The 16,353-nt window shown below is 64.3% G+C and carries 13 protein-coding genes; all 13 read right to left on the minus strand.

The window, feature by feature from the left end; genetic code table 11:
• Nucleotides 1-5: 5 nt before the first annotated feature.
• Complete coding sequence (gene recN, locus EY713_RS13705; RefSeq protein ID WP_131115695.1) at nt 6-1,676, minus strand: DNA repair protein RecN; 1,671 nt, start codon at nt 1,674-1,676, stop codon at nt 6-8.
• Between the two features lie 22 nt (nt 1,677-1,698).
• Nucleotides 1,699-2,559: an outer membrane protein assembly factor BamD gene (locus EY713_RS13710; RefSeq protein ID WP_131115697.1), complete on the minus strand. Its 861-nt coding sequence runs from the start codon at nt 2,557-2,559 to the stop codon at nt 1,699-1,701.
• A gap of 276 nt (nt 2,560-2,835) precedes the next feature.
• Nucleotides 2,836-3,777 carry a UDP-3-O-acyl-N-acetylglucosamine deacetylase gene (gene lpxC, locus EY713_RS13715; protein ID WP_131115699.1) on the minus strand — a complete coding sequence of 314 codons (942 nt, stop codon included), beginning with the start codon at nt 3,775-3,777 and terminating at the stop codon, nt 2,836-2,838.
• Nucleotides 3,778-4,143: 366 nt separating this feature from the next.
• Nucleotides 4,144-5,913, minus strand: coding sequence for a cell division protein FtsZ (ftsZ, locus tag EY713_RS13720; protein WP_131115701.1), 1,770 nt, complete (start codon nt 5,911-5,913; stop codon nt 4,144-4,146).
• 105 nt (nt 5,914-6,018) lie between these two features.
• Complete coding sequence (ftsA, locus tag EY713_RS13725) at nt 6,019-7,320, minus strand: cell division protein FtsA (protein WP_245572725.1); 1,302 nt, start codon at nt 7,318-7,320, stop codon at nt 6,019-6,021.
• Nucleotides 7,317-8,219, minus strand: a complete 903-nt coding sequence (locus EY713_RS13730; RefSeq protein WP_245572726.1) for a cell division protein FtsQ/DivIB — start codon at nt 8,217-8,219, stop codon at nt 7,317-7,319. The genes ftsA and EY713_RS13730 overlap by 4 nt, the downstream gene beginning before the upstream one ends.
• 50 nt (nt 8,220-8,269) lie before the next feature.
• Complete coding sequence (locus EY713_RS13735; RefSeq protein ID WP_131115705.1) at nt 8,270-9,193, minus strand: D-alanine--D-alanine ligase; 924 nt, start codon at nt 9,191-9,193, stop codon at nt 8,270-8,272.
• 40 nt (nt 9,194-9,233) lie between these two features.
• Nucleotides 9,234-10,142, minus strand: a complete 909-nt coding sequence (gene murB, locus EY713_RS13740) for a UDP-N-acetylmuramate dehydrogenase (protein WP_131115707.1) — start codon at nt 10,140-10,142, stop codon at nt 9,234-9,236.
• A complete protein-coding gene (gene murC / locus EY713_RS13745; protein ID WP_131115709.1) occupies nt 10,142-11,545 on the minus strand; it encodes a UDP-N-acetylmuramate--L-alanine ligase in 1,404 nt (467 codons plus the stop codon). The genes murB and murC overlap by 1 nt, the downstream gene beginning before the upstream one ends.
• Nucleotides 11,542-12,720, minus strand: coding sequence for an undecaprenyldiphospho-muramoylpentapeptide beta-N-acetylglucosaminyltransferase (gene murG, locus EY713_RS13750; protein WP_131115711.1), 1,179 nt, complete (start codon nt 12,718-12,720; stop codon nt 11,542-11,544). Before murG ends, murC begins: the two co-directional genes overlap by 4 nt.
• Complete coding sequence (locus tag EY713_RS13755) at nt 12,720-13,856, minus strand: FtsW/RodA/SpoVE family cell cycle protein (protein ID WP_131115713.1); 1,137 nt, start codon at nt 13,854-13,856, stop codon at nt 12,720-12,722. The genes murG and EY713_RS13755 overlap by 1 nt, the downstream gene beginning before the upstream one ends.
• Nucleotides 13,840-15,261: a UDP-N-acetylmuramoyl-L-alanine--D-glutamate ligase gene (gene murD / locus EY713_RS13760; protein WP_131115715.1), complete on the minus strand. Its 1,422-nt coding sequence runs from the start codon at nt 15,259-15,261 to the stop codon at nt 13,840-13,842. The genes EY713_RS13755 and murD overlap by 17 nt, the downstream gene beginning before the upstream one ends.
• Nucleotides 15,262-15,263: 2 nt before the next feature.
• Nucleotides 15,264-16,346, minus strand: a complete 1,083-nt coding sequence (gene mraY, locus EY713_RS13765) for a phospho-N-acetylmuramoyl-pentapeptide-transferase (protein WP_131115717.1) — start codon at nt 16,344-16,346, stop codon at nt 15,264-15,266.
• Between the last annotated feature and the right edge of the window lie 7 nt (nt 16,347-16,353).

The raw sequence follows: 16,353 nt of genomic DNA on the forward strand, positions 1-16,353 counted from the left end.
ATGCGTTAGCTCGTCGCCTCGATCAGGCGGCGCGCTGCGGCGCGGGCTTCTTCCGTGATGGTCGCGCCCGCCAGCATGCGGGCGATTTCCTCGCGCCGTAAATCGGGCGCGAGCGGCGTGACGCGCGTCGCGACCTTGCCGCCTTCGGCGACGTCGCCCTTGCTGATCCGCAAATGCGTGGCGGACCGAGCCGCGACCTGCGGCGCATGGGTCACCGCAAGCACTTGCACCCTATCGGCCAAGCGGGCAAGCCGCCGACCGATTGCATCCGCGACCGCGCCGCCAACCCCCGTGTCGATCTCGTCGAACACCAACGTCGGCGCGGAGCCTCGGTCGGCAAGCGAAACCTTGAGGGCCAGCATGAACCGGGCGAGTTCGCCGCCCGACGCCACTTTGGTGAGAGGCCCGGGACGGCTCCCAGGATTGGTCGCGACCCAGAACTCCACCCGATCCGTGCCGTCCGGTCCACCGGAACCCGCCTCCGTCTCGATCTCGGTCTCGAACCGCGCCCGTTCGAGCTTGAGCGGCGGGAGTTCCGCGTTGACGGCCGCGTCGAGCGCCTGTGCGGCTTTGCGCCGTTCCGCTCCGAGCGCCTGCGCGGCTTCGACATAAGCCTTCAGGGCTGCCGTCTGTGCGATCTGCAGGGATTTCAGCCGCGCTTCGCCAGCATCGAGGGCGGCGAGATCCGCTGTGAATTTGTCCGCCAGAGCCGGCAGATCATCCGGGCCGCATGCGTGTTTGCGCGCGAGAGCACGCAGGGCGAACAGTCGCTCCTCCACCCGCTCGAGTTCGTGCGGGTCATAAGCGGCATCGTCGAGCGCTTGCCCGATCGCGGCGGAGGCGCCGTCTAAAGCAAGCAACACGGCATCGATCGCTTGCGTACACGGGTCGATGAGCGAGGGCGCTTGCGCGGCCCGTCGCTCCAACCGCCGGACGAGAGCCGATAATGTCGAGGTGGGCGATCCATTGCCCGACACGGCCTCGTAGGCATCGCGGAGGTCGCTCGCGACTTTCTCCGCCGCCATCATGTCGGCGCGACGGCTCGCGAGCTTCTCTTCCTCGCCGACCTGGGGCGCGAGCGATCCAAGTTCTTCGGCAGCATGCTGAAGGAAATCCGCATCGGCCCGCGCTTTTGACACGCGCGCGGTTTCGCCTTTCAAATCCGCCTCGATCGTCCGTCGCGCGGCGTGGCATGCCCGAACGGTGGAGACGAGCGTGTCCAATCCGCCAAAAGCATCGACCAGCATCCGGTGCAGGTCCGGGTCGACGAGCGCTCGCTCGTCATGCTGGCCGTGAATTTCGACCAGCGTGCGCGACAAAGCCCGGAGGACCTGCGCGCTGACAGGAGCGTCGTTGACAAAGGCCCGCGTGCGCCCATCGGCGACCTGAACGCGGCGGAGGATCAGGTCGCCCTCGACCTCGATGTCGTTCTGGCGCGCCAAGGCGAGTGCGGGGTGCTGCGCCGACAGATCGAACACGGCCGTGACCTGGCCTTGCTTCTCGCCATGGCGAACAAGACCGCCATCGCCGCGTCCACCCAGTGCAAGCGCGAAGGCATCGAGGAGAATGGATTTACCCGCGCCGGTCTCGCCGGTCAGCACCGTCAATCCTGGACCGAACTCGAGATCCAGGCGGTCGATGAGAACGATATCGCGGATGGTCAGACGAGACAGCATCGCGCCTGCCAGGTGAGGGCGATCAGGTCAGACCGAGATTGTGGAAGGTCTTGTAGATGATCGAGCCGGTATCTTCACGCGGCTCCAAACCGCCCGTCTGCAGCAAGGCAAACGAATCTTTGTACCACTGGCTATCTGGGAAGTTATGGCCCAGCACGGCCGCTGCCGTCTGCGCTTCGTTCGTAATTCCCAGCGCCATATAGGCCTCGGTCAAACGTGCCAAGGCCTCTTCGGTGTGCCGGGTCGTCTGGTACTGACCGATGACGGTGCGGAAGCGATTGATGGCCGCAACGTAGTTATGTCGCGCCAGATAGAAGCGACCGACCGACATTTCCTTGCCGGCGATCTGGTCGCGGGTCACCTGGATCTTGTATTTCGCGTCGCTGGCATATTCGGAAGTCGGATATTTGGTCGCGATTTGATTGAAGAGATCGAGCGCCTTCTCAGACTGCTTCTGATCACGCGAAATATCCGGGATTTGATTGTAGTAGGACATCGCCTCCATGTAGAGCGCATAGGGCGCATCCGGCGAGGTCGGGTAAAGCGAGTAGTAACGGCCGCCCGAGGAGATCGCGTCATCGTAATTACCCGCCTGATATTGCGCGTAGGTCGACATCAGCAGACCCTTCCGCGAATAATCTGAATACGGATATTGCTTGTCAAGTTCGCTGAATTTCTTCGCCGCGCCCTCGGTGTCCTTCTTGCCCAGGCGAGCAAGGCCTTGATTGTAGATGTCGTCGGCCGGCACGTCCGGCAGGATCTTGGTCTCGTATTTCTCGGCACCGAAGGGGTTGAACGATTCGAGGCTCGAGCAGCCGGCGAGCGGCATGGCCACGGCGATGATGGCCACCATCGAGACCTTTGCGACCGTTGACGTCGACATCAGTGTCGCGCGCGGTGCGGAACCGGACTGGGCGAGAAGTGAAGACCGGTAACGGGCGTGCATCATGCAGGACAACTCGGTTGTTCAGGCCGCCAAGACTACCACCCGTTTGTGACGGACCAGCTTCGGCTTGCGATCACTATAGGGGTGATTATGGCCTATCCTGGCCAGAAACGGCAAGAACCAATCGGTTCCGACCTTGGCGGCGCTTTTTTAGGGAGAGGCGCAAAGATGCAACAGAGCTTCGAGACCGAAGCGAACGAGACCGAAACGGCTTCAGTTCATCTCGGCGAAAGCCGGCATCGCCGGCATCGCGAAATCTGGGTAGAAGCTCTTGGTCCGAACCGGAGCTTCGATCATCTCGAAGGATGAGCGGTCGGCGAACATGGCCTTCAGGACAAGAAAGTTCATTTTGTGGCCGGGGCAGAATGCCCGGTAGGTGCCGATGATCGGTGCGCCGGCGAGAGCCAGATCGCCCACCGCATCGAGCGTCTTGTGCGACACGAACTCGTCGCTGCTTCGGAGGCCTTCCGGATTCAGAACGCGGTCACCATCCACCGCAATGGAATTTTCGAGCGAGGAGCCGAGTGCGAAACCCATTTTCCAGAGCCGTTCGACATCGCTGATCGATCCGAAGGTGCGGGCCCGGGAAATCTCGGCGCGAAAGCTCGCGGGGGTCAGCATCATCGACTTTTGCTGACGACCAATCACGCCGCAGGCATAATCGATCTCGACATCAAGGCGGAAGCCATCGTCCGACGGGCTCAGCTCCGAGAAAGAGCGACCTTGCTCGACGCGGATCGGCTTGAGAATCTTGATGTAACGGCGCGGCGCCGTCAGGGTCTTGATGCCGGCCCGGTCGATGGCGGCCACGAATGCGGCGGATGATCCATCCATGATCGGAACTTCCGGCCCGTCGATCTCGATCTGGACGTTGTCGACGCCGAGGCCGGAGAGGGCTGCGAGAAGATGTTCGATGGTCGCCACGGTTCCGCGCGAGGGGTCACCGATGACAGTGCAGAGTTCCGTGGTCGATACCTTGGACCATTTCGCTTCGATACGGCGTTGGCCGCCTTCTGGAAGGCCGGTTCGGATGAAGACGATACCTGAATTTGCGGAAGCGGGATGAAGGATAAGGCTCACCGGAGCATTGGAATGAACGCCAGCACCCACGAGGGCGGTGCTCTTCCTAAGGGTGGTCTGCTTACCCAGTTTCATTCTTATCCTGCTCCAGATCTCCCGGTTGGTCGGCAAACATGCCCCGCACCGGAAGTGTCTTGGCCCGAAGGCCTTATTTGCAGCCGACCGTTGCCACGGTTCTTCCCCAGAAACTCCGCAATCTCGACCGCTAAGAAGCGATCATCTGGCTGCGGGGAGCGGTTCGATTCATGTCGCCGCGTCTCGTTGAAGCCAAACTACGCGGATGCCTTTGGTTAGCCAAATCACGCTTTTTTACGTGATGTAACACAATACAAGGCGATGCTTTTTGATCGTGTTAACCGTTCGATTACAGGAGCTTATAAGCCTAAGCGCACTCCGAGAAGACGGAATGCGCTTAGATTTGTTGCAGCTTTTAGCGACGAATTAGTTCGATTGCCGCCGCAGGAAAGCCGGAATTTCGAGTTGGTCGTCCTCATTCGGGCGAGCGTGGGGCAGCGGACGGCCATGCTGATCGGCCGGGACATGGGCGTTGCGAGCCGGCGCGGCGGGGACGGGCCTTTTGCCATATTCTGCATGCACAGAGCCGGGCTGCTGAGCGCGCGGTTGAGCATAGGCCTGCTGCTGCGGAGCAGGCTGGCCATAATGCGGAGCCGGCATGTTGGCTTGGGCGCGGGGCGCCGGCGCCGTCGGGCGGGCGGGAGGCGCTGCTTCCTCGCCACGGCTCATGCCGAAGGAAGCGAGGCGCTCGAGCAGACTGCGACGCTTCGTGTCGGCTTGAACGGCTTCGGCCTGCGGGTCGTTCCGCTGGGCCCGGATCTGGTTCTGCACCGGCATTGGCAGATCTTCCACCTGCGGCATCCGCTGGGCGCGCTGCACCTGTTGGGGGGCCGGCGGAATATACGGGCCATTGTCGACATGCTCGGCGCGTGGCTGCTCCTGATGCATCGGCACCTGGGGCTGGAACACGCTTGCCTTAGATTGGATCGGCATCAACTCGACATCGTTCGACATCGCGGCGGGGGCGGGCTGGGCGTAGTGGATGGGAGCCGGCGCGGGCTGAGCGAGTTGGGCTTGCTGCGGCGCCTGGTCATAGGCTTGAGCGTGCTCGGGGGCAGCGAGCGAACGAACCGCGCTGGTTTCGACGGGGCGCGCGATGGTTTGCTGACGCAGGCGCTGAGTGGCCTCGGCGATGCGGGTTTCGCTGGCGATGAGCTCCTTGGATCCGACCGGCTGGTCGATGCCGGTCGCAACCACCGAGACGCGGACGATGCCATCGAGGTTCGAGTCGAAGGTCGCGCCGAGGATGATGTTGGCGTCGTCGTCGACTTCCTGACGGATGCGGCTGGCGGCTTCATCCACCTCGTAGAGCGTCAGGTCGTTGCCGCCCGTGATCGAGATCAGCAGGCCGCGCGCACCCTTCATCGAGACTTCGTCGAGAAGCGGATTGGCGATGGCGGCTTCGGCCGCCATAATGGCGCGCTTGTCGCCAGAGGCTTCGCCGGTTCCCATCATGGCTTTGCCCATTTCGCGCATGATGGCGCGCACGTCGGCGAAGTCGAGGTTGATGAGACCTTCCTTGACCATCAGGTCGGTGATGCAGGCGACGCCCGAATAGAGCACCTGATCGGCCATGGAAAACGCATCCGCGAACGTGGTTTTCTCATTGGCGACGCGGAACAGGTTCTGGTTGGGGATGCAGATCAGCGTATCGACCGCTTTCTGCAGTTCGGTTATTCCGGCATCGGCGACGCGCATGCGGCGCTGGCCTTCGAACTGGAACGGCTTGGTGACGACACCGACCGTCAGGATACCCATGTCGCGCGCCGTGCGAGCGATGACCGGGGCCGCTCCGGTGCCGGTGCCGCCACCCATGCCGGCCGTGACGAACACCATATGGGCGCCGGCGAGATGATCGCGGATCTCCTCGATGGCTTCTTCCGCGGCGGCGCGGCCGACTTCGGGCTGCGAGCCAGCGCCGAGGCCTTCGGTCACCTGCAGGCCCATCTGAATGATGCGCTCGGCTTTCGAACTCGTCAGCGCCTGCGCGTCGGTGTTGGCCACGATGAAGTCGACGCCGATCAGGCCGGACACGATCATGTTGTTGACCGCGTTACCGCCGGCTCCGCCGATGCCGCACACCATGATGCGGGGCTTCAGTTCCCGGAGTTCCGGTCCTTTGAGATTGATCGTCATCGCTTGTGGCCTCTCGATTGCTTGGGGCGCTTGCGCGTGGGTCCCCTGGATATCCAACATCTCGGTGCGATCACGCGGAGCCGCCGTCCCGCGTTTTCGCAATTCTTAGAAACTGTCTTTCAACCACCGCCCGACGCGTGACATGTAGCCGTCCGTCCCAGTGGCTTGCATCGGTGCCTGCCCTCGGGGTTCGAAATGCTCAATGCCAGCGAATTGCGGATAGATCAGCAAACCGACAGCCGCCGCGAATGCTGGATTCTTTGCTGATTCGGGCAATCCTTGAATACCCAAAGGGCGCCCGATTCTCACTTGTGGCGAAATAATCCGACGTGCGGCTTCTGCGACACCCGTCAATTGGCAAGCGCCCCCCGTCAAAACGAGCCGACGGCCCGCATGGGCTGCGAAACCGGCGTCTTTCAGACGATCGCGGACGAGTTCCAGGATCTCCTCGACGCGCGGCCGGATGATCCGCACGAGATGCGACTTCGGCAGATGAGTCGGCTGATCCGGGTCGTCGCCCACATGCGCGACCGCGAAGGTTTCGCGTTCGTCGGAGGCCGACGAGATCGCGGTGCCATACAGCGTCTTCAAGCGTTCGGCATCGGTCAGCCGGGTCGTCAGGCCGCGCGCGATATCCATCGTGACGTGGTTGCCGCCCACCGCGATGGCATCGACATGGGCGAGGTTGCCGCCCGCGAACACGCCCGTCGATGTGGTGCCGCCGCCCATGTCGATAAGCGCGACGCCGAGTTCGGCCTCGTCGTCGACCAAGGCCGACAGGCCGGCCGCATAGGGGGTCGCGACCAGGGCCTCGATCGTCAGGTGGCAGCGCTCGATCGCCAGCATGAGATTGCGGGCCGCGGCCGCATCGCAACCGATCACATGCATCTCGGCGCCGAGTTCGTCGCCCATCATGCCTTTGGGATCGCGGATGCCGCGCGTTTCATCGAGCGAGAAGCCGTTCGGCAGCGAATGCAACACCGCCCGGCCTTGCCGCGCTGTCGTCGTGCTGGCTTCGAGCACGCGATGAACATCGTAATCGGAGACCGCCTTGCCGCCGATCGTGACCTTGGCGCTGTAATGTTGCGACGACAGGCGGCCACCCGTCGTCGTGACGATGACGCTGCTGACCTCGACGCCGGCCATCCGCTCGGCCGCGTCGACCGCGAGCCGAATGGCGCTTTCGGCTTCGTCCATATCGATCACCGCGCCACCCTTGATGCCGCGCGAGCGCTGATGGCCGATGCCGAGGATACGGCACCGATGTGTGCGTCCGCGCAGCATGTCGGAGGGCTCCGCCGGCACGAGCTTGGCGATCAGGCAAGCGACCTTCGAGGTTCCCACATCGAGCACGCAGAGAACTGCGCTTTTCCGTGTCGAGATGGGACGCATGCGCGGCGGCATCATTCGGGGATCACCTTCCGTTTTGGTCGTTTGGCGAGCATGTCGACGCGAGCGGCAGCCGCATCGTCGGACAAGCGGGCGGTGATTCGTTCCGGGTCCCGGAGATCGACCGAGACGAGATCCTTGTCGAGAAGCTTTGATTGCTTCTGCAAGAGGGCGAGCCGGGCCATCGCCTCCGCGGCTCCCGTCTCGGGGAGGGCGACCTCGATGCCGCTATCCATCTTCAGGGTCCAGCGGCGCTCGCCGACCAGGACACCCGCGAGAATACGGCTCCGCAGGTCGCCGGCTGCGTCGAGCAGCGCCAGGAATTCGGACACGCGCCCGTTGGCGCCCTCGCCGACCACGAAGGGCAGCGTCAGAAAACGGTCGTCGTGCACATCGTCGATCACGACCCCATCGGCCGACACGATCGAGAGATGGCCGTTGATCTGCCACAGCGCGACGGGATCGCGTTCGTCGATCGCGATGGTCAGACGGTCGGGAAACAGCTTGGTCACGACCGCGTTGCGAACGAGCGGCAGGGCACGAAGGCGCTCGCGCACGCTGGCAGCGTCGAGAAACAGCAACGAGTGGCTCGGATCGATCGCGGCGGCCTTGAGGATCTCGGTCTGGTCGAGTTCCTTGATGCCCGAGATCGTGATGGCGTCGATCGGAAAGCCGACCAGTTTGGCGGCGACGTCGAGCGGGGATCCATTGGCCGCGACGAAGGCCTGATATTGGCCACCGCGCACGGCGCCATAAAGGCCGGTCGCAGCGAAGAGCGCGATCGTCAGCGCGATGCCGACGCCGCCCCGGGTCGTCCGAGGAAGCAGCGCCGGAAGATGAAACCCCTTGGGGGCACGGGACCGGCGGCGCGTGTTGTTGCGGAACTGGACGGGACCGTTGTCGAAGCTGTCCGGCAAGCCAGCAAAACGCGGGCGCGACAGGGCGAACAGCCCCGCGCTGCTTTCCGTTAACGATCTAAGGAGGCGTCCTCCACCATCCATCGGACAAGCTCACCAAATGATAAGCCGGCATGTGCTGCAAGCTCGGGAACCAGGGAGGTCTCGGTCATCCCGGGCTGCGTGTTGACTTCCAGCGCGATCAACTCCCCCGTGCCCTCGGGTCGGTCGTCGTAGCGGAAATCGGTGCGACTCACGCCGCGGCATCCGAGAGCCCGATGAGCCCTGAGCGCCAACTCTTGGACATGTTGGTAAATATTTTGTTTAAGATTTGCCGGAAAGACGTGGGTGGACCCGCCTTTGGCATATTTGGCATCGTAGTCGTAGAACTCGCCGGTGTTGGAAACGATGTCGATCACGCCGAGGGCGCGATCACCCATCACGGCACAGGTAAGCTCCCGTCCCGCAACGAAAGTTTCGGCCAGCAGGGTGTCGCCGAAGGTCCAATCCGGACGGCCGAGTTCCTGCGGCGGATGGCTTCGTCCCTCATGAACGATGATGACCCCGACAGACGAGCCTTCGTTAACGGGTTTGATGACATAGGGCGGCGGCAGGACATGTTCGCGGGCCGCTTCGAATCGATTGACCAACATGCCATGCGCGACCGGGACCCCCGCGGCCGTGAACATGATCTTGGCTTTGTCCTTCTGCATCGCGATGGCCGACGCCAAAACGCCGGAATGCGTATAGGGAATGCGAAGGATCTCCAGAATGCCCTGGATCGTCCCATCCTCGCCGACACGGCCGTGCAAGGCGTTGAAGGCCACATCCGGTCGCATCGCCGCCAGCGTCGCGCCGATGTCGCGGTCGACGTCGATGGGGGTCACGCGATAGCCGACGCTTTCGAGCGCGGCGCCGCAGGCCGCCCCTGAGCGCAGCGACACCTCGCGCTCGGCCGACCAGCCACCCATCAGAACAGCGACGTGCTTTGTCATCGATCTACTTTCTCGTTCGAGCCCAAGGCGGCGGTCCGCCTCATGCCGCAACCCCGATCCGTTTGATCTCCCAGCGCAGCGACACGCCGCTCGTCTCGAGAACGCGGGTGCGCACCTCTTCACCGAGCCCCTCGATATCGGCCGCCGTGGCTGTGCCGCGGTTGATCAGGAAGTTGCAATGCATCTCGGAGACCTGCGCGTCGCCGCGCACGAGACCCCGGCAGCCTGCCGCGTCGATCAATTGCCAAGCCTTGTGGCCCGGCGGATTGGCAAAGGTCGAGCCGCCGGTCTTTTCACGGATCGGTTGCGACGCCTCGCGCGCCGCCGTAATGCGATCCATTTCGGCCAGGATGACGGCGCTTTCTCCCGGTCGGCCCTGGAAGACAGCCTGGGTGAAGATCACGTCATCCGGCGCGTCGGAGTGGCGATACGAAAAGCCCATGTCGGCATGGCCGAAGGTCCGGATCGTTCCCGACCGGTCGACGCCTCGCGCTTCGATCAAAGCATCCGTGGTCTCGCCGCCATGGGCCCCGGCATTCATGCGGAGTGCGCCACCGATCGAACCGGGAATGCCGCGAAAAAACGCCAGCCCGTCGATGCCCGCATCGGCTGCCGCGCGCGCGACTTTCACGTCCGGCGCGCCCGTTCCGGCCCGCAGGCGTTGGTCAGGCTCGACCGTGATCGCGCCAAATCCTTTGCCGAGCCGCACCACGAGCCCCCTGATGCCGCCGTCCCGCACGATGAGGTTGGAGCCGAGCCCGACGACCGTCACCGGAACCTCGGGCGGGATGCGGGCCAGCGCGTAGGCGAGGTCGTCCTCGTCGGCCGGCACGAACAGCATGTCGGCTGGTCCCCCGACGCGGAACCAGGTCATGGCGCCCAGTTTGTCGCCGAAGCTCAACCGCCCGCGCAGGTCGGGAAGCAGCGCGCGGAGGTCGGCCTCCTGCATCAAGCGTCGGCCGCGAGTTGCTGGGGCAGCGCGTTCGCCCATTGCGTGATGTTGCCGGCACCGAGACAAACGACGTAATCGCCCGGCTTGGCGAGATCGCGTACGAGGCGCGGCAGGTCGGCGGGAGAGGGCAGGGGCATGACGTTGCGATGGCCGTGCGCCTTGATGGCGGCGACGAGACCGGCTTTGTCGACGCCCTCGATCGGAACCTCCCCGGCCGCGTAGACATCCGCCACGATGACCGCATCGGCATCGTTGAAGCAGGTTGCGAAATCGCTGAACAGCGCCTGCAGCCGCGAATAGCGATGCGGCTGCACGATGGCGATGACCTGGTTTTTGGTCGAGGCACGAGCCGCTTTCAGCACCGCCGTGATTTCGACCGGGTGGTGGCCGTAATCGTCGAAGATTTCCGCGCCGTTCCATTCGCCCGTGCGGGTGAAGCGGCGCTTGACGCCACCGAAATTCGCCAGAGCTTTGCGGATCAAGTCGATCGGCATCTTCAATTCATAGGCCACTGCGATAGCGGCCGTCGCGTTCAGCGCATTGTGATGGCCCGGCATGGGCATCACGACGTTCTCGATATAGGTGGCGCCGTTTGTCTTGCGATCGCGGATCAGGACGTTGAACCGCGACACGCCGCCGGTCAGATCGACATCGAGCAGCCGCACGTCGGCTTGCGGGTTTTCGCCGTAGGTGATGACGCGCCGGTCCTCGATGCGGCCCACCAGCTCCTGCACGATCGGATGGTCGAGACACATGACCGCGAAGCCATAAAACGGCAGGTTCTCGACCAGCGTAAAGAAGGCAGCCTTTATGGCATCGAACGTCTTGAAGTGATCGAGATGCTCGGGATCGATATTGGTCACGATCGCGACATCGGCCGGCAATTTCAGGAAGGTGCCGTCGCTCTCGTCGGCCTCCACCACCATCCAGTCGCCATCGCCGAGGCGCGCATTGGTGCCATAGGCATTGATGATGCCGCCGTTGATGACGGTCGGGTCGAACCCGCCCGCATCGAGCAAGGTCGCGACCAGCGAGGTCGTGGTGGTTTTCCCATGCGTACCCGCGATGGCGACGCAGGTCTTGAGGCGCATCAGTTCGGCCAGCATCTCGGCGCGACGCACCACGGGAAGACGGCGCTCGCGTGCGGCCGTCAGCTCGGGATTGTCGCGGCGGATCGCCGTCGAGACCACCACGACCTCGGCATCGCCGAGGTTCTTCGCATCATGGCCGATGCTGATCGTGATCCCTTTGTCACGGAGGCGCTGAACGTTGGCGCTCTCGGACGCATCCGAGCCCTGGACCTTGTAGCCGAGGTTGGCCAGCACCTCGGCGATGCCCGACATGCCGATGCCGCCGATCCCGACGAAGTGGATAGGGCCGAGTTCGCGCGGCAGTTTCATCGGACGAGGCTTCCTTGAAGAGAGGCGATGTCGCTTGCGGCGGCATCATGGGCCGTGACACCGGCAATCGTGAGGACGAGATCGGCGAGGCGCTCGGCGGCATCCGGCAACCCGGCACGTTTGGCCTGTGCGGCTTGCGGGGCGAGAATTTCGGCGGGACTGGCGAGAATGCGGTTCAGTTCACGCGCCAGCGCGTCCGGCGTGAAGGCCGATTGGCGGACCACCAAGGCCGCGCCGGTGCGCTGCAGGATCTGCGCGTTCGCGGCCTGGTCCTGATCGAGCGCGTGGGGGAATGGCACGAGGATCGAGGGGCGGCCGATCACCGCGAGTTCGCTGACCGTGGACGCACCGGCTCGCGCGATGACGAGATGCGCGGCGCCTATGCGGGCCGGCAAGTCTGCAAAGAACGGAGCCACTTCGGCCTGCACGCCGGCCTCCCGATAAACGGCGCGGACACGGGCTTCGTCTTCGCCGCGGGCCTGCTGCACGACGATGAGCCGCTGTCGGCTGCTGTCATCGAGAAGCGCGATGGCGGACGGCACCACATCCGACATGACACGCGCCCCTTGCGAGCCGCCCGTCACGAGGATCCGCAGCATGCCATCCGCAAACCCGGGGTAGGGGCTAGCGGCGGCGGCTAGAACGGCGGGCCGAACGGGATTACCCGTGTGGGTCGCCTTGGCGAGCACGCCGGCCGAGGCGCGCCCAAGGGTCTCGAAGCCCGTCGCGATCGCGGTGGCGCCGCGTGCCAGAAAGGCGTTGGCGCGCCCGATCACGGCATTCTGCTCGTGCAGGATCACGGGGATGCGCCGCGATAGCGCGGCCACCATCGGCGGCACCGTCGGATAGCCGCCGAAGCCCACCACAACACACGGGTTGATGCGTCCGAGCAGAGCGCGGGCCTGCAACGAGCCTCGCCCCAAGGTCAGCATCGCATTGACCTTGGACAGGGCGGAGCCGCCGGTCGGCGTTGCGGCGCGGACCGCATGGATCGCATCGGCCGGGAAAGTGTCGGCATAAGCGAGCGCGCGGGTGTCGGTGACGAGTTCCACCGGAATGTTGCGCTGCCCCAGAGCGCGGCTCAGCGCCTCGGCCGGGAACAGATGCCCGCCGGTGCCGCCAGCCGCGACCAGGACCGGACCGTTGTGGCGCTGTGTCTTGATCCGCACCGCCATCAGATCTTGTCTCCGATGCCGTCGAGCACGGCGGCGCGTGGACGCTTCCGCGTCACCGCGATCAGAAATCCCATGCCGACCGCCAAGCTGATGAGCGATGATCCACCATAGGAGATGAACGGCAGCGTCATGCCCTTGGCGGGCATCAGGTGAAGGTTGACCGCCATGTTGATGCAGCTCTGCACCCCGAAGAGCACCACGAGGCCGGCAGCGGCGAACCGGCAGAATGGGTCGTCGTTTCGGTCGGCCAGGAGCAGGCCGCGCAAGACGATGAAGGCGAAGAGGCCGGCCAGCGCGATGCAGAATAACAGGCCGAATTCCTCGCCCGTGACCGCAAAGATAAAGTCGGTATGGGCGTCGGGCAGCACGCGCTTGTAAATGCCTTCGCCCGGTCCCTTGCCGAGCCAGGAGCCCGACGCGAAGCTTTCCATCGCGGTATCGACCTGGAACGTGTCGCTGGCGCCGGGGCCATTGCTCGGATCGACGAAGTGAAGAATGCGGTCGCGCACATGCGGCACGAGCTTATAGGCCAGGAACACGCTGGCGGCACCGGCGCCGCCGAGGCCGACGACCCAGAACAGATGCAGCCCCGCCATGAAGAAGAGAGTCGCCCACACGATCGAGAGCAGCATCGTCTGCCCGAAATCCGGCTGCAGGATCAAGGGAACGACCGTGATCGGCAGGAGCAGCAGGGCCAGCAGGTTGCCGGGCACGTCGCGCCGCCGCGCGCCTTCCGAAAACGCCCATGCGGCCAGGATCACGAAGGCGGGCTTGACGAATTCGGAGGGCTGGATGCCGAAGATCCAACGCCTCGACCCCTTCACCTCGTGTCCGAACATGAGGGCTACGATGATCAGACCCATGCCGACCACGAACAGAAGCAGGGCGGCGCGGCGTGTGTCGCGCGGCGACAGGAATGACGTCGCGATCAGCAAGGCGGCGGCCGGCAGCATGAACATCGCTTGATGGCGCACGAAGTAGAATGTCGACAGTCCGAGCCGTTCCGCGACCGCGGGGCTGCCCGCCATCGCTAGCACGATACCGAGGATCATCAGCAAACCGAGAGCGCCGAGAAGCCAGCGATCGACCGTCCACCACCAGTTGGCGAGACGCGAGTTTTCAGCGCGTGAGATCACGGGACTTCTCCTCAGCCTGACCTGCGAGCGAGGCAGGCAGCGCCTCGACGAGCTCTCGGAAGCGCGTGCCCCGTTGCTCGAAATTTTTGAACTGGTCGTAAGACGCGCAAGCGGGGGCCAGCAACACGACCGGCTCGGCCGCGTCCGAACGTGCCGCGTCGCGCGCCGCCGCCGCCACGGCGACATCGAGGGTGCCGCAGTCTTCGACCTCGACATGCCCATCGAGTTCGGCCGCAAAGGCCGCGCTGGACGTCCCGATCAGATAAGCTTTGGCGACACGGCCGAAGACAGGCGCGAGCGGGGCGAGGCCGCCCTCCTTGGCGACGCCGCCGACGATCCAGAAAACAGGATCGAACGACTTGAGCGACTGCTCGGCCGCATCCGCATTGGTGGCTTTCGAGTCATTGACGAACAGCACGTGTCCGCGCTGCCCAACCTGCTCCATCCGGTGCGGAAGACCTCCGAAGCCGTGCAGCGCTTTCGGAACATCGATCGGTTGGCTCGCGGGCTGCATCGAAGCGACGGCCTGCACGGCGACGATGGCGACAGCGGCGTTCTGCGCATTATGGCGGCCGCGCAATGTCGCAACACCGGCAAGATCGGCGAGTGTGTCGTGGTTCCGCATCAGCCGCGTGCCGTCGAGCGTGACATCCGCCGGCCGACCCGCGACCGAGATCGTGGTGAGCGTGATGCCACTTGCTTTGACCCGCGCCGCGATGGCCGCCGAATGGGGGTCGTCGACACCGACCAAAGCCCGATCGGAGGATGCCACAAGACGCTCCTTGATGGCGGCGTAATTCTCCATCGTGCCATGGCGATCGATGTGATCCGGCGTGAGATTGAGAAGGATCCCGACAGAGGCATGCAGGCTCGGCGCGAGATCGATCTGAAAGCTCGACAATTCAAGCACATGGACGCGGTTGTTCGCGGGCGGATCGAGCGCCAGAACCGGCACGCCGATATTGCCGCCCATCTGCGTGTCCCAACCCGCTGAGCGGCAGAGATGCGCGATCAATGCCGTCGTGGTCGATTTGCCGTTGGTGCCCGTGATGGCGATGAGCGGCGCATCCGGCGCGACTTTGGCGCGCTCGCGGCAGAACAATTCGATGTCGCCGATCACCGGAAGGCCTGCGGCCTGCGCCAGCGTTGCGGTCCAATGCGGCTCGGGATGGGTCAGCGGAACCCCTGGCGCCAGCACGAGCGCCGAAAAACCGGACCAATCCGCGTCGCGGAGGTCCGCCACCTTTATGCCGCGCGTCCGCGCGGCCTCGCGCGAGGTCTCCGAATCGTCCCAGGCTGTCACCTGCGCGCCACCCGCCAACAGCGCTTCGGCCGTCGCAAGGCCCGAGCCGCCAAGCCCGAACAAGGCGAGATGCTGATCCGCGAAGGCCGTGACGGGCGTCATACTCAGCGCACCTTCAGGGTCGAGAGGCCGATGAGGGCGAGCATGAAGGCGATGATCCAGAACCGGATCACGATCTGCGATTCCGACCAGCCGAGCTGTTCGAAATGATGATGGATCGGCGCCATGCGGAACACGCGGCGTCCGGTCATCTTAAACGAGGCGACCTGGACGATCACCGAGAGGGCTTCGAGCACGAAGAGGCCGCCGACGATGCAAAGCACGACCTCGTGCTTGACCGCGACCGCGATCGTTCCGATCAGGCCGCCGAGCGCCAGCGATCCTGTGTCGCCCATGAAGATCTGGGCCGGTGGCGCGTTGAACCACAAAAAGCCGATGCCGGCCCCGATCACCGCCCCGGCCACCACCGCCAACTCGCCGGTCTGGGGCACATGGTTGATGCCGAGATAGGTCGCGAACAGGAAGTTGCCGGCGAAATAGGCGATCAGCCCGAAGGTCGCGGCCGCCACCATGACGGGAACGATCGCCAGTCCATCAAGGCCATCGGTCAGGTTCACGGCATTGCCGGACGAGACGATCACGAAGGCGCCGAAGACCACGAAAAACATGCCGAGATCAGCCACGTAACCGTTGAAAAACGGCAAGGCGAGGCCGGTCGTGCTGGCCGGCCCAACCTTCATCATGACCCAGACCGCGACGGCCGCGATCAACGTCTCGAGCCCGAGCCGCATGCGGCCCGAGAACCCCTTGTGGGTCTGTTTCGTCACCTTCAAAAGATCGTCGTAGAAGCCGATCATGCCGAAGCCGAGCGTCACCAGCAGGACCACCCAGACATAGGGGCTCCGCAGGTTGGCCCAGAGCAGGGTCGAGAAGACGAGCCCTGATAGAATCATCAGGCCGCCCATGGTGGGCGTGCCTTTCTTGGTGAGAAGGTGCGAGGCGGGTCCGTCGAGCCGGATCGGCTGGCCCTTCCCCTGCTTCAGCCGCAGCGCCGCGATGATTCGGGGACCGAAGAGAAACACGAACAAGGCTGCGGTTGCGGTCGCTCCGATGGTCCGGAAGGTGAGATACCGGAACAGGTTGAGCGGACTGAACACACCCGCGAAATCCGTAAGCCAAGTCAGCATCGTCGAT

The organism is Lichenihabitans psoromatis, assembly GCF_004323635.1.
Lineage (GTDB): Bacteria > Pseudomonadota > Alphaproteobacteria > Rhizobiales > Beijerinckiaceae > Lichenihabitans > Lichenihabitans psoromatis.

Bases quoted from the DNA above. Each gene is read 5' to 3' on its own strand.
- recN (WP_131115695.1), bottom strand. From the start codon at position 1,676: ATGCTGTCTCGTCTGACCATCCGCGATATCGTTCTCATCGACCGCCTG.
- EY713_RS13710 (WP_131115697.1), bottom strand. From the start codon at position 2,559: ATGTCGACGTCAACGGTCGCAAAGGTCTCGATGGTGGCCATCATCGCC.
- lpxC (WP_131115699.1), bottom strand. From the start codon at position 3,777: ATGAAACTGGGTAAGCAGACCACCCTTAGGAAGAGCACCGCCCTCGTG.
- ftsZ (WP_131115701.1), bottom strand. From the start codon at position 5,913: ATGACGATCAATCTCAAAGGACCGGAACTCCGGGAACTGAAGCCCCGC.
- ftsA (WP_245572725.1), bottom strand. From the start codon at position 7,320: ATGATGCCGCCGCGCATGCGTCCCATCTCGACACGGAAAAGCGCAGTT.
- EY713_RS13735 (WP_131115705.1), bottom strand. From the start codon at position 9,193: ATGACAAAGCACGTCGCTGTTCTGATGGGTGGCTGGTCGGCCGAGCGC.
- murB (WP_131115707.1), bottom strand. From the start codon at position 10,142: ATGCAGGAGGCCGACCTCCGCGCGCTGCTTCCCGACCTGCGCGGGCGG.
- murC (WP_131115709.1), bottom strand. From the start codon at position 11,545: ATGAAACTGCCGCGCGAACTCGGCCCTATCCACTTCGTCGGGATCGGC.
- murG (WP_131115711.1), bottom strand. From the start codon at position 12,720: ATGGCGGTGCGGATCAAGACACAGCGCCACAACGGTCCGGTCCTGGTC.
- murD (WP_131115715.1), bottom strand. From the start codon at position 15,261: ATGACGCCCGTCACGGCCTTCGCGGATCAGCATCTCGCCTTGTTCGGG.
- mraY (WP_131115717.1), bottom strand. From the start codon at position 16,346: ATGCTGACTTGGCTTACGGATTTCGCGGGTGTGTTCAGTCCGCTCAAC.